The following is a 12498-nucleotide window of genomic DNA, read 5'->3' on the forward strand; positions in this document are numbered from 1 at the left end:
TACTCTCCCTTCACCACGTTGTTACCTATTGAGAACGATAATATTTTCTTTTCCGGCCAGAAGCGGTTTACATAAAATTTTATAACCATCCTGATCAAAGCCTGCCTGCTGTCGCGAGAGCATTTTTGCCTCGTCAAGCGAACTGACAGAACCAAGCCACATCCAGTTGCGAATAATATGGTACTGAGTCAAATCAGCACTCTCTTCTTTCATCGCGATGGCGCCGTTCCACGGCCAGCACACAAGCTGCAGGCGCTCAAGTGCCAACAATAGCCTCTGGTGATGAGATTCAAGGGTTTCTTTACCACAACAGGCGCCTGCGCATCGCTTCAGGGCCGAACGAAAGCAACCACGATGGCCGCTCAGAGATTCCAGACCCAGCAATCCATAACAGAGGCGATGTTCATCGGCGATAGACTTCAATGCTTCAAGCGCACTGCGTCGATGAGAAAACAGGCCATACAAATTTGGTTGATGAGAAAAATCTATCTCCTTTGCATACACCACTTTCGGTTGCCCTTCATCTAACCGTAATGAACAAAGTTGATGGGTGCGACGAAGACGTTTATTGAAGAGTGGTTGCTGCTCTTTGATCATTTTAGCCTCAAGCAGCAGCGCGCCAACTTCACCGGCGGTACGTATCCAGCTTATTTTTTTGGCTTGGTAGAGCAGAGATGCTTCATCCTGGGCGCGGAAGTGGGACATCACGCGGCTGCGTATATTCACGCTTTTCCCTATGTAGAGCGGTAGCGTTTCACTTTCTCCGTGGAAGACATAGACGCCGGGTAATGGCGGAATTTCAGAGAGATACCGACGGAGATGCTCTGGATATTGGTAAATCGCTGAAGGCTCAAATCTAAGGCGTTGTGTGGGCAAGTTCCCTCCGATATCTGTTTATTTAAACAGTATAATGTCAATAAACAGAGAACTCTAGCTGGTTTATATGTAAGCAACGTGGAGTCGGGAGACGGAACCTTTCTGATCATACTGCTATTCACGCACTTCGATGAACAGCGCTAACTGTCGGCACGCTCTCAGGCTTCCCCAGCGATTTCCATTCGCTTTCCGCAATCCATTGGCTGCTAACCGATGTCTTATGTATCAGCATTCTGTATGATTGCGGGGCTGCTGCGTATGACAGCGGCATACTCAGTATTGCGAGGGAATAAAGATGGGTTTATTTGGTAAGGCGGTGTCTCAGCAGGAATATGATTCTCTGTATCTGAGCTTTCAGTCGTTGGCGAAAAAATATGACGCTTTAGAACAAAAGTGCGCGGATTATGAGCAAAAAATTCAGCAACAAAATGAGCTGATTTATTCGCTGAAAGAGAGAGAAGCCGAGCTGTTGAACGACATCGACAGCGTTACGCGCGAGAGCGTCGATCTTCCCGCTGAACCCGCCTCCATTCAGGAGATGTCCGTCTTTAGCGTTCTGTCTGCACTCGTTGAACAGGTCAATAGAGAGTCGTGTACGCTGCAAGATGTGAAAAGTATGAAAGCCAATCTTGTCGACTATGCTAAAAAAATAACCGATAGATATGAACGCGTTGAAGATATCCGCATTACTACATTAGGCCAACGCGCCCATGATGACGGGAATCCGATGCAGATGGGTTTTGAGATAAAAATGCAGTCTCTGAATAAATACGAGATTGATATCTTTTTATCGATGGTGAGAGGCATGTATTCAAACACCGTTAACGCCAGTTTAATGGAGGGGGGATATATTGATCTTGAGGTTGCCGGAGGATATACCGCGGTCATTCAGCTGACGTTTGGCTCCTGGGGAGATGCATCCGCCCCCACGTTCTCTTTCTACACCGATGTGTACAATGAAAACTGGAAGGATAAATATCTCTCTGAAGTGTATGTCAAAGTTCCTTACGAAATTGAAAACCTCGTCGCCAAATTTGGCTATGAGTACAGAATGAATATCTGGCGAAAGCTGGCTGAAAAGGGGTTGCCTCCGCTGGGATAAGCCGCTTGAAAGCTGATTCTCCAGCCTTCATCGTTGATAAACTCAGCAAAACCCCAAAATGACAATGCCCCTGCGCAAGGCGCGCAGGGGCAAGACATGGCGTTAATTAGAGCGCCGAGGCTTTGCGGCCGCTAAAGTGCTCGCGACTCTGCACGATGGCGCTGCGCCACAGCGCGTAGCCCACCAGACACACCGCAGCGGCGCAGCCAAGGTACAGACAACGACCCCACAGTGGGTTTGGAATCAGCGCCATCAGGGACAGACCCGCCGCCATCACCATCGTCAGCATCCCTAGCTTTCTACGCTGCATGATATCCACGATATCCTGCTCATCGCCCGCCAGACACTCGGTCTCAATATCCTGGAAGAAGGCTTCGGTGCTTTCGCGGCAGACGTCTTTCTCTTCGCGCCAGAACAGGCGAGTCAGGCAGAAGAAGCCGCCGGTCAGTACCAGATGCGCCACAATCGGAATCATGGTACGCAGTTCACCAGCTTCACGGGCGGTGATGGACTCAACCCCAAACCAGCTCATGACATACTGCGGCGTGAAGACATCCACCACCAGCCAGGAGACGCCCAGACCGACCAGCACGGTCGCCCACGGTGCCCAGTTTGGCGTTTTGCGGATCAGCATACCGAAGAACAGCGGAACCAGAATCGGTGATTGCAGCAGCGTGGCGACCTGCATCATCAGATCGAACAGGCTCAGGTGCTTCAGCGAGTTGAAGAACTGCGCCATCAGAATCACCAGAACACCGTTGATTAAGCAGGCTACCTGGCCCGCACGCAGCTGCTCGGCGTCTGAGGCTTTGCCTTTACGCAGAATGGTCGCATAGAAGCTGCGCACGAAAATGCCGGAGTTACGGTTCAGCGCCGAGTCCATTGACGACATCGTGGCGGCAAACAGACCGGCCATCAGCAGGCCAACGGTACCTATCGGCATCGCATTACGCGCAAACACCAGATACACCGCGTCACGCGATTTGGCGCCCAGTTCCGCATACTCATTACCGGCCTGCGGATAGAGAATGGCGGAAGCCCACGGCGGGATAAACCAGATAATCGCGCCCACAACCATCATACCCAGCGCCATCAGCGCCGCTTTGCTGGCATTTTTAGAATCTTTGGCATTCAGGAAACGGTAGGATTCCTGCATGTTGTTGATGCTCTGCAGCTGCTTCACCACGAAGAACAGGAAGGTGCAAACCACCAGCAGCGGATAGTTTAAATCCGGGCCGGTAAAGAAGTTGACCGGGAAGTCATTAACAATATGCGATGGGCCGCCGACCAGGAACAGCGCGACAATCGCGCAGGCGACGGAAATCACCGCTACCACCAGGGTTTGAATAAAGTCAGAGGCCACAACGCCCCAGGCGCCGCTAAGCAGCGAGATAGCCAGCACGGCGAGGCCGGTGATCCAGATGGTGATGATGATATCGGCGTTGAATACCGCCGAGGCAAACACGCCGAGGCCGTTCAGCCATACGCCGGCGTTAATCACGCTCAGCGGAATAATCACCCAGGTAAAAAACTGCTCGTTAACCGGGCCAAAACGACGGCGCACGGCTTCCGTTGGGGTATCGACGCGCATCTGGCGGAAACGACGCGCGAAGTACTTCCAGGCAACCAGGTAAGCCACCATGTTACCGACAAAGACCGCGAGAACCGCGAAGCCATCGGTGAAGGCTTTACCCGCCGCACCGGTAAAGGTCCAGGCGGAAAACTGGGTCATAAAGGCGGTGGCACCCACCATCCACCACAACATTTTACCGCCGCCGCGGAAGTAGTCGCTGGTGCTATTGCTGGCCATCTTCTTGAATAATAGGCTGATTACAATCATCAGCGCAAAGTATCCGAAAATCACAAAATAATCGTATTGCATACCTGCTCCCTGCATGCGTTATTGTTCCGCGGCATTAAAAACGATATTCATTTTTATTGAAACTACATTTCATATTTATTGCATGAATTTGTGTTGAAGTCGGCAATATTTAAAAAAGTGCTAAAGTGACGGGCTTTCTTGCCGAGGGGGGCAGAAAGGGTGAATTTTGCACCATCATGTTGCAGCGCAAACAAAATGCACAAAGCGTGACTATTGCAATATTTATGTACTTTATTGTTAACGAGATGTGATCTTCTCCGTAATTTCTCTCCATCGCGCCAGAATGCCCACCACGGCGCTCTATACTCAAAATTGTCAAAATCTGTGCGTGGGTTGTGCAAAGTTGGCAACCATTTTGCTTAATGATTTGGCCTGAAAAGCGTAAGGAAACCTCGCCGTTATCAGCAGGATATTGTCAGGATGTCGTTTGTCCGGCGCGTGCGCCGGTGGTTCGGCTTCACACCGTTATGCATAAACCTCTTTTGCTAAGGTAGATAATAATGTCGCTGAAATTAATAAGAAGTCCGCTTTCTATTGTGTTGGCAGGGTGTCTGGTGACGGCGTTTTCCGCCCAGGCCGATATCGTGATTGGCGTTGCCGGGCCGTTTACCGGTCCGAATGCCACCTACGGCGATCAATATTGGCACGGCGCGACCCAGGCCGCGGCGGATATTAACGCCGCCGGAGGGATTAACGGCGAGAAAATCAAGCTGGTGCAGGGCGATGACGCCTGTGAACCGAAACAGGCGGTGGCGGTGGCTAACCGGCTGGTCGATCAGGACAAGGTGCAGGCGGTGGTGGGCCACTTCTGCTCGTCATCCACCATGCCGGCTTCTGAGGTGTATAACGACGCCGGGGTGCTGGCCATTACCCCGGGTTCAACCAACCCGCTGATTACTGAACGTGGGATGAGCGATATGTTCCGCATGTGCGGCCGCGACGATCAGCAGGGTGACGTCGCCAGCAACTTCATCATTGATAAGCTGAAGGCCAAACGGGTGGTAATCATCCACGATAAAGATACCTACGGCCAGGGTCTGGCAGACGCCACGCGCGCGGCGCTGGCCAAACGCGGCGTGAAGGATGTGATGTATGAAGGCCTGTCGCGCGGCGAGAAGGACTTTAACGCGCTGGTGACCAAGATTGGCGCGCAGAAGCCGGACGTGGTCTTCTTCGGCGGCTGTCATCCGGAAGCCGGCCCGCTGGTACGCCAGATGCGCGAGCAGGGCGTGCAGGCCAAATTCTTCTCCGGCGACTGTATCGTTAACGAAGAGATGGTGACCGCCGCCGGTGGCCCGCAGTACACCAACGGCATCTACATGACCTTTGGCAAAGATCCGCGTCTGATCCCGGACGGTAAAGCGGTGATCGAAAAATTCCGCGCCAACAAGTTTGAACCTGAAGGCTACACCCTCTACTCCTACGCCTCTATCCAGGCGATCGCCGCCGCGTTTAAAGCGGCGGGCCCCGACTCGGCGAAAGCCAGCGAATGGCTGAAGGCTAACCCGGTTGAAACCGTGATGGGCAAAAAAGCCTGGGACAGCAAGGGCGACCTGAAAGTCTCGGATTACGTTGTTTATCAGTGGGATGACAAAGGTAAGTATAAGGAAGTGGATTAACCGGATGGAGTCACGCTCAGCGCCGGTGTGCTCGCATACCGGCGCTTTATAATAGGCCAATAACATGAGCGCGCGAAGATGGAGACATTCTTTCTGCAACAGTTAGTCAATGGCTTGACGCTGGGTTCTGTCTACGGATTGATCGCCATTGGTTACACCATGGTATACGGTATTATCGGCATGATTAACTTCGCGCATGGCGAAGTGTATATGATCTCGGCCTATCTCTGCGCGATTGGTCTGGCGCTGCTGTCGTTCTTCGGCCTGCACTCCTTTCCACTGCTGATCCTCGGCACGCTGGTCTTTACCATCGTGGTCACCGGCGTGTATGGCTGGACTATTGAGCGCATCGCCTACAAGCCGCTGCGTAACTCTACGCGCCTGGCGCCGCTGATTTCCGCCATCGGCATGTCGCTGATTCTGCAAAACTATGCGCAAATCAGCCAGGGCCCGCGTCAGCAGGGGGTTCCAACGATGCTGGACGGCGTACTGCGCTGGCATATTGGCGAAGGATTTGTGCAGATCACCTACACCAAGGTCTTCATCCTGCTGGCGTCGTTTGCCGGGATGCTGCTGCTGACGTGGATTATCGGCCACACCCGTCTCGGGCGGATGTGCCGGGCGGTGCAGCAGGATCGCAAAATGGCGTCCATTCTGGGGATCAACACCGATCGCATTATCTCGCTGGTGTTTGTGATCGGGGCGGCAATGGCGGGGCTGGCTGGGGTGTTGATCACCATGAACTACGGCACTTTCGACTTCTATGCCGGGTTTATTATCGGCATCAAGGCGTTTACCGCGGCGGTGCTCGGCGGTATCGGTTCGCTGCCGGGGGCGATGCTGGGCGGGCTGCTGCTTGGCGTGGCCGAAGCGCAGTTCTCGGGGATGGTCAATTCTGACTATAAAGATGTGTTCTCATTCGGCCTGCTGGTGGTGATCCTGATTTTCCGCCCGCAGGGGCTGCTCGGCCGCCCGATTGTGGCCAAAGTGTAGGAGCGGACGATGACTCATTCAACGGCTTCACACGAAACGTTTTCCCTGAAACGCTGCCTTCTTGACGCGATTTTCTCCGGCCTGGTGGCGCTGATTATCTTTGGGCCCATCGTTGGCGTGGTGCTCGACGGCTACGGTTTTAACTTTGAAGGCCAGCGGCTGGTGTGGATTATCGCGGTGGTGATGATCGGCCGCTTTGCGCTCAGCTCCGCTGCCACCACGGCGGTCGGGCGACGCTTTGCCTCCCGTTTTGACAGCGATAACGCGGGCGTTTATGTCCGCCCGGTGGATTACAAAAGCCGCATGCGCTGGATCATTCCACTGATACTGGCGCTGGCCATCTGCTTCCCGTTTGTCGCCACCAAATACGTGCTGACGGTGGCCATCCTCGGCCTGATCTACGTGCTGTTGGGGCTAGGGCTGAACATCGTGGTGGGCCTCGCGGGGCTGCTGGATCTGGGCTACGTGGCGTTTTACGCCATTGGCGCCTACGGTCTGGCGCTGGGTTATCAGTATCTGGGGCTGGGTTTCTGGTCGATGCTGCCGCTGGCGGCGCTGATGGCGGCGGCGGCGGGCGCGCTGCTCGGCTTCCCGGTGCTGCGTATGCACGGCGACTATCTGGCGATTGTGACCCTTGGCTTTGGCGAAATCATCCGTCTGATCCTCAATAACTGGCTGAGTTTTACCGGCGGCCCGAACGGTATTTCCGCGCCGCCGCCCACCTTCTTTGGCCTTGAGTTCGGAAGGCGGGCAAAAGAGGGCGGGGTGCCGTTCCACGAGTTCTTCCATCTCACCTACAACCCCAACCTGAAGTTTATTTTTATCTATGCGGTGCTGGTGCTGGTGGTTCTGCTGGTGCTCTACATCAAGCATCGTCTGACGCGCATGCCGATTGGCCGCGCGTGGGAGGCGCTGCGTGAAGATGAAATCGCCTGTCGCTCGATGGGGCTGAATCACGTGCTGGTCAAGCTGTCGGCCTTTACCCTCGGGGCGTCGACGGCGGGGATTGCCGGCGTGTTCTTTGCCACCTACCAGGGCTTCGTCAACCCGACATCATTCACCTTCTTTGAGTCGGCGCTGATCCTCGCCATTGTGGTGCTGGGCGGAATGGGCTCCACCGTCGGCGTGGTGCTGGCGGCGTTTGTGCTGACCGTCACTCCCGAGCTGCTGCGTAGCTTCGCCGAGTACCGCGTGCTGCTGTTTGGCGTGTTGATGGTGGTGATGATGATCTGGCGGCCGCGCGGCCTGATTCGCATTAATCGCAGCGGATTTGCGGTGCGTAAAGGAGTGGCGCCATGAGCCAGGACGTCATTTTAAGCGTTGAACATCTGATGATGCATTTCGGCGGAATTAAGGCTCTCAACGACGTTAACCTCGAGGTGCAGCGCGGCTCGATTACCGCGCTGATCGGCCCTAACGGCGCGGGGAAGACCACGGTATTTAACTGCCTGACCGGCTTCTATAAGGCTTCTGGCGGTCACATTCTGTTCAATACCCGCAGTAAAACCACCAACGTGATCCAGATTCTTGGGCAGAAGTTTCAGCCGGGCGATTGGGTCAACCCCGCGCAGCTTGGGCAGCGGATTTTTTACAAAATGTTCGGCGGGACCCACCTCGTTAACCGGGCGGGGCTGGCACGGACCTTTCAGAACATCCGCCTGTTCCGCGAGATGTCGGTGGTGGAGAACCTGCTGGTGGCGCAGCATATGCAGGTCAACCGTAACCTGGTGGCGGGGATTCTCAACACCCCGGCCTACCGCCGGGCAGAGAGCGTCGCGTTGGATCGCGCCTTTTACTGGCTGGAGGTGGTGGATCTGGTCGACTGCGCCAACCGGCTGGCGGGCGAAATGTCCTACGGCCAGCAGCGCCGTCTGGAGATTGCCCGCGCGATGTGCACCGGCCCGGAGATGCTGTGCCTCGATGAACCGGCCGCCGGGCTAAACCCGGTGGAGACACGAGCGCTGAGCAAAATTATCCGCTTCCTGCGCGAGCATCACGCCATTACCGTGCTGCTGATTGAACATGATATGGGGATGGTGATGGAGATTTCGGACCATATCATCGTGCTGGACCACGGCGACGTGATTGCCCAGGGCAAAGCGGAGCAGATTCAACACGATGAGAAAGTGATCGCCGCCTATCTCGGGGCCAGCGAAGACGAGGTCAGCCTATGAGCGAGCCGATGCTGGAGTTTCGCGAGGTGGACGTCTATTACGGCGTTATTCAGGCGCTGAAGCAGGTTTCATTACAGGTGAATCAGGGGGAAACCGTTTCGCTGATTGGGGCTAACGGCGCGGGGAAATCGACGCTGCTGATGTCGATTTTCGGCCAGCCGCGGGTGCGCAGCGGGCAAATTCTGTTCTGCGGCGACGACATCAGCCATCGCTCCACCCACTATGTGGCCTCGGCGGGGATCGCCCAGGCCCCGGAAGGGCGGCGCATTTTCCCCGATATGACCGTGGAAGAAAATCTGCTGATGGGCACCATCCCCATTGGCAATCAGCATGCGGCGCAGGATCTGCAAAGCATGTTCGATCTGTTTCCGCGTCTCAAAGAGCGGCGCAAGCAGCAGGCAATGACCATGTCCGGCGGTGAACAGCAGATGCTGGCCATTGCCCGCGCGCTGATGAGTCGCCCGAAGCTGCTGCTGCTCGACGAGCCAAGCCTCGGGCTGGCGCCGATTGTGGTGAAGCAGATATTCCAGACGCTACGCGAACTGGCCCGCGACGGCATGACCATTTTCCTGGTAGAGCAAAACGCCCACCATGCGCTGAAGCTGTCGGATCGGGGGTACGTGATGGTCAACGGGCAAATTCGCCTCAGCGGCAGCGGCGAGGAGCTGCTGGGCAATCAGGAGGTGCGCAAAGCCTATCTGGGCGGCGTATAGCAGGCATTGCTGGAGTTAGACGGCAAACTCCGGCATCATTGCGCCTGAACTGAGTGACCTCATCAACAACGACAGAGATTGAGTATGAAAACGGGACCTTTAACCGAAAGCGAACTGGAATGGCTGGACGAGACCATTGCGAAGTATGCCTCCGACGCGTCAATTATCGACGTCTCCGAACTGGACGGTATGCTGACCGCGATCCTCTCCTCACCGCTGGAGATTGAACCCGCCGAGTGGATGTTTGCCGTATGGGGCGGTGCCGATCATGTGCCGCATTGGGCCACCGATCGCGAGCGCGACCGTTTTGTGAATCTCACCCTGCAGCATATGAGCGATATTGCCGACCGCCTGAACGATTATCCGGATCAGTTTGAACCGCTGTTTGGTACCCGTGAAGAAGAAGGGCAGGAGCTGACCATCGTTGAAGAGTGGTGCTATGGCTACCTGCGCGGCGCGCGCCTGACCGACTGGTCCGGTCTGCCGGAAGAGCAGCAGGCGGCGTTTGACTGCATTGCGCTGCACGGCGATGAAGAGAAAAGTGAAGCGCTCGGCGCCTTTACGGCAGAGCAGTATCTCGACAGTATCGATAAAATTCGCCCGGCGGCGCTGGATCTGTTCGACTACTGGATGGATAACCCGAAAGCCGCGCCGGTGAAGCAGCCGATTAAAAACGAGCAGAAGATTGGCCGTAACGATCCCTGCCCGTGCGGCAGCGGTAAAAAATATAAGCAGTGCTGTTTAGCAAAATGAAAAAGGGGCCGATTGGCCCCTTTTTTACACGGTTATCCCACCGACGGCAGCAGGCCGGTGGCAATACCTGCCTGAATGGCAATCACCGCAATCCCGCAGGCAAACACCAGCCACAGCATCGGCTGGCCGCCGGCGACGCGATAGCCGGCCTGCGGGTGATGTTTACGGCTTTGCAGCGTCAACAATGACGGAATTATTAGCGCCAGCACCGCCAGGGCCACGCCCGCATAGCCCAGCGCCATTACGAAACCGCGCGGATAGAACAGCGCGAAGGCCAGCGGCGGCAGGAAGGTGATGCCGCCGGTTTGCAGGCGGCCGCGAACGGTATTTTTGCGCTGGAACAGATCGGCCAGATAGTCAAACAGCCCCAGCGCGACGCCGAGGAAGGAGGTCGCCAGCGCCAGGTCGGCAAACAGGTGAACCGCCAGCTCGACGTGCGGCGAGGCCACGACCTCGCGGATCGCCATCAGCAGCCCGTTCAGACCGGCGTGCTGAGCCATCAGCGCGCTGAACATCGGCGAGTCGATGCTGCCGAGGGTCGCCAGCTGCCAGAACAGATAGGCCACCAGCGGGATGGCGCTGCCGATGATAAAGATGCCGCGCAGCTTGCGCACGTCACCGTTCATATAGCTGACGATACTCGGTACGCTGCCGTGGAAGCCAAACGAGGTAAAGATCACCGGAATGGCCGACAGCGCCAGGCCCTGAGCCAGCGGCAGGGTCATCAGGTTAATTTTATGAATGTGCGGCAGCAGCAGCGCCAGCATCACGATCAGAAAGATGATTTTGGCGCTGAACAGGAAACGGTTGAACAAATCGACCAGCGAGGTCCCCACGCAGATCACCATTCCGCCGATAGCGCTGAACAGCAGTACGCCGACGGCGGGCGGCATATCAATGCTAAACCACTGGCTGAGGCTTGAGGCCAGCAGTTCGCCCGCGCCGCTGATATACGCCGCCGTGAGCGCATACATCAGGAACATCATGCTGAAGCCGGTCACCCATTGCCCGTAGCGACCGAGGTAGCGCAGCGCCAGCGAACCTAAGCCGGTGTCGGCCGGCACGTGCTGGTACACTTCCAGCAGCAGCAGGGCGGTATAGCACATTAAGGCCCACAGGCCGACCAGCAGCACCAGCGTGACGCCAAAACCGACGCCCGCCGAGGCTAACGGCATTGCCAGCATACCTGCGCCTATCGTGGTGCCGGCGACGATTAAAATACTCCCCAGAGTGCGGTTCTTCACGCTTTCCTCTACTTCACAACGTATTCACAACGAAAGATGTCGCGCAGAGTATGTGAATCCGCTGCTTTCGTCAAATCTGAATTACAGAGACTGTACACTTATGTTTACGTATTTTATTAGGCAACAGAAAGCTGCGCTAGCGCAAAACATGCAATACAAATGCAGTTTATGGCGGCGTTTTTTAAGGGGAGAAATAATGGACTCTATTCACGGTCACGAAGTACTGAATATGATGATTGCATCCGGCGAACAGTACAGTGTTGAAAGCCTGGAAGCGGCTATTCACGCGCGCTTCGGCGAGCAGGCGCGTTTTCATACCTGTTCAGCGGAAAATATGACCGCTGGCGAGCTGGTGGCTTTTTTGCAGAAGAAAGGCAAGTTTATTCCGCAGGAATCTGGCTTTACGACGGAAGAAAGTAAAATTTGCCGTCATTAATCGGCAGCGGCGTATAAACGCCGCTGCACAAATATTAATTCTGGGTATCGAGCGTGGCCAGCTCTTTATCAATAAAGTACAGCCCTTCGCCGCTTTTGCCCGCCAGCGTTAACTTATCGATTACTGATTTAAACAGTTTTTCTTCTTCATGCTGTTCAGCGACATACCACTGCAGGAAATTAAAGGTCGGATAATCCTGGCTGGACATGGCGGCGTGTGCCAGTTCATTGATTTTACTGGTAATCAGCTGCTCATGTTCGTAGGTGACGCGGAACAGTTCGTCCAGCGAGGCGTACTCGGCAAACGGTGAAGAGACGGTGTTGATGCGCGGCAGGCTGCCGGTGTCGGTCAGGTAATCGAACAGACGCTGCATGTGCGTCATCTCTTCCTGTGCGTGACGACGTAAAAAGGCGGCGGCGCCTTCAAAGCTGTTGTAGCTGCACCAGGCGCTCATCTGTTGATACAGCAGCGAAGAATAAAGTTCGAGATTCATTTGTTCGTTTAATTTCTCGATCATTGGCGCTTTTAGCATGGTGTCGCTCCCGAAAAAATACGTTAATAGTTAATAACAGCGGAACTATAAGTTGTTATTAAAATATTTGCAAAAGGTAAATATAAAATTATTTATATAATAATGCGAATAGGAATGAAACTCATTGGCGTAAATATAACGATAAATATCAAGGCGGAAATAATAACGCCGGAA

Annotated in this window: 12 protein-coding genes; 8 read left to right on the plus strand and 4 right to left on the minus strand. The window is 55.0% G+C overall.

The window, feature by feature from the left end:
- Positions 1-21 precede the first annotated feature (21 nt).
- Complete coding sequence (gene cho, locus ACK5JN_RS13920; RefSeq protein ID WP_416870725.1) at positions 22-876, minus strand: excinuclease Cho; 855 nt, start codon at positions 874-876, stop codon at positions 22-24.
- 295 nt (positions 877-1171) lie between these two features.
- Here cho and ACK5JN_RS13925 point away from each other — a divergent pair, with 295 nt between their 5' ends.
- A complete protein-coding gene (locus ACK5JN_RS13925) occupies positions 1172-1978 on the plus strand; it encodes a hypothetical protein (RefSeq protein ID WP_416870726.1) in 807 nt (268 codons plus the stop codon).
- A 106-nt stretch (positions 1979-2084) separates the two neighbouring features.
- Here ACK5JN_RS13925 and ACK5JN_RS13930 read toward each other — a convergent pair whose 3' ends face one another.
- The gene (locus ACK5JN_RS13930) at positions 2085-3860 is read right to left on the minus strand and encodes a sodium:solute symporter family protein (RefSeq protein ID WP_416870727.1); all 1776 of its coding nucleotides are present in this window, start codon (positions 3858-3860) and stop codon (positions 2085-2087) included.
- Between the two features lie 500 nt (positions 3861-4360).
- On the opposite strand from ACK5JN_RS13930, the gene ACK5JN_RS13935 reads away from it, so the two are divergent.
- The 6 genes from ACK5JN_RS13935 (at position 4361) to ACK5JN_RS13960 (ending at position 10112) form a co-directional block, all read left to right on the plus strand.
- Entirely contained in the window at positions 4361-5479 is a 1119-nt protein-coding gene (locus tag ACK5JN_RS13935; RefSeq protein WP_416870728.1) for a branched-chain amino acid ABC transporter substrate-binding protein, read from the plus strand.
- Positions 5480-5557: 78 nt separating this feature from the next.
- Positions 5558-6472 (plus strand): ABC transporter permease subunit, encoded by a 915-nt coding sequence (locus tag ACK5JN_RS13940; RefSeq protein WP_416870729.1) that lies wholly within the window; start codon positions 5558-5560, stop codon positions 6470-6472.
- 9 nt (positions 6473-6481) lie between these two features.
- Positions 6482-7771 (plus strand): high-affinity branched-chain amino acid ABC transporter permease LivM, encoded by a 1290-nt coding sequence (gene livM / locus ACK5JN_RS13945; protein WP_416870730.1) that lies wholly within the window; start codon positions 6482-6484, stop codon positions 7769-7771.
- The gene (locus ACK5JN_RS13950) at positions 7768-8646 is read left to right on the plus strand and encodes an ABC transporter ATP-binding protein (protein WP_416870731.1); all 879 of its coding nucleotides are present in this window, start codon (positions 7768-7770) and stop codon (positions 8644-8646) included. The genes livM and ACK5JN_RS13950 overlap by 4 nt, the downstream gene beginning before the upstream one ends.
- Positions 8643-9359, plus strand: a complete 717-nt coding sequence (locus ACK5JN_RS13955) for an ABC transporter ATP-binding protein (protein WP_416870732.1) — start codon at positions 8643-8645, stop codon at positions 9357-9359. Before ACK5JN_RS13950 ends, ACK5JN_RS13955 begins: the two co-directional genes overlap by 4 nt.
- An 84-nt stretch (positions 9360-9443) precedes the next feature.
- Positions 9444-10112: a YecA family protein gene (locus ACK5JN_RS13960; RefSeq protein WP_416870733.1), complete on the plus strand. Its 669-nt coding sequence runs from the start codon at positions 9444-9446 to the stop codon at positions 10110-10112.
- A gap of 32 nt (positions 10113-10144) precedes the next feature.
- Here ACK5JN_RS13960 and tyrP read toward each other — a convergent pair whose 3' ends face one another.
- Positions 10145-11356, minus strand: coding sequence for a tyrosine transporter TyrP (gene tyrP, locus ACK5JN_RS13965; RefSeq protein ID WP_416870734.1), 1212 nt, complete (start codon positions 11354-11356; stop codon positions 10145-10147).
- A gap of 196 nt (positions 11357-11552) precedes the next feature.
- Between tyrP and ACK5JN_RS13970 the strand changes: the two genes are divergently transcribed.
- A complete protein-coding gene (locus ACK5JN_RS13970) occupies positions 11553-11792 on the plus strand; it encodes a YecH family metal-binding protein (protein ID WP_416870735.1) in 240 nt (79 codons plus the stop codon).
- A gap of 34 nt (positions 11793-11826) precedes the next feature.
- Here the strand turns inward: ACK5JN_RS13970 and ftnA are convergent, their stop codons facing one another.
- Entirely contained in the window at positions 11827-12324 is a 498-nt protein-coding gene (gene ftnA / locus ACK5JN_RS13975; RefSeq protein ID WP_416870736.1) for a non-heme ferritin, read from the minus strand.
- Positions 12325-12498 lie beyond the last annotated feature (174 nt).

Origin of the sequence: Kluyvera sp. (assembly GCF_047971185.1) — a bacterium.
Taxonomy (GTDB): Bacteria; Pseudomonadota; Gammaproteobacteria; order Enterobacterales; family Enterobacteriaceae; genus Kluyvera.

Bases quoted from the DNA above. Each gene is read 5' to 3' on its own strand.
- ACK5JN_RS13925 (WP_416870726.1), top strand. From the start codon at position 1,172: ATGGGTTTATTTGGTAAGGCGGTGTCTCAGCAGGAATATGATTCTCTG.
- ACK5JN_RS13930 (WP_416870727.1), bottom strand. From the start codon at position 3,860: ATGCAATACGATTATTTTGTGATTTTCGGATACTTTGCGCTGATGATT.
- ACK5JN_RS13935 (WP_416870728.1), top strand. From the start codon at position 4,361: ATGTCGCTGAAATTAATAAGAAGTCCGCTTTCTATTGTGTTGGCAGGG.
- ACK5JN_RS13940 (WP_416870729.1), top strand. From the start codon at position 5,558: ATGGAGACATTCTTTCTGCAACAGTTAGTCAATGGCTTGACGCTGGGT.
- livM (WP_416870730.1), top strand. From the start codon at position 6,482: ATGACTCATTCAACGGCTTCACACGAAACGTTTTCCCTGAAACGCTGC.
- ACK5JN_RS13950 (WP_416870731.1), top strand. From the start codon at position 7,768: ATGAGCCAGGACGTCATTTTAAGCGTTGAACATCTGATGATGCATTTC.
- ACK5JN_RS13955 (WP_416870732.1), top strand. From the start codon at position 8,643: ATGAGCGAGCCGATGCTGGAGTTTCGCGAGGTGGACGTCTATTACGGC.
- ACK5JN_RS13960 (WP_416870733.1), top strand. From the start codon at position 9,444: ATGAAAACGGGACCTTTAACCGAAAGCGAACTGGAATGGCTGGACGAG.
- ACK5JN_RS13970 (WP_416870735.1), top strand. From the start codon at position 11,553: ATGGACTCTATTCACGGTCACGAAGTACTGAATATGATGATTGCATCC.
- ftnA (WP_416870736.1), bottom strand. From the start codon at position 12,324: ATGCTAAAAGCGCCAATGATCGAGAAATTAAACGAACAAATGAATCTC.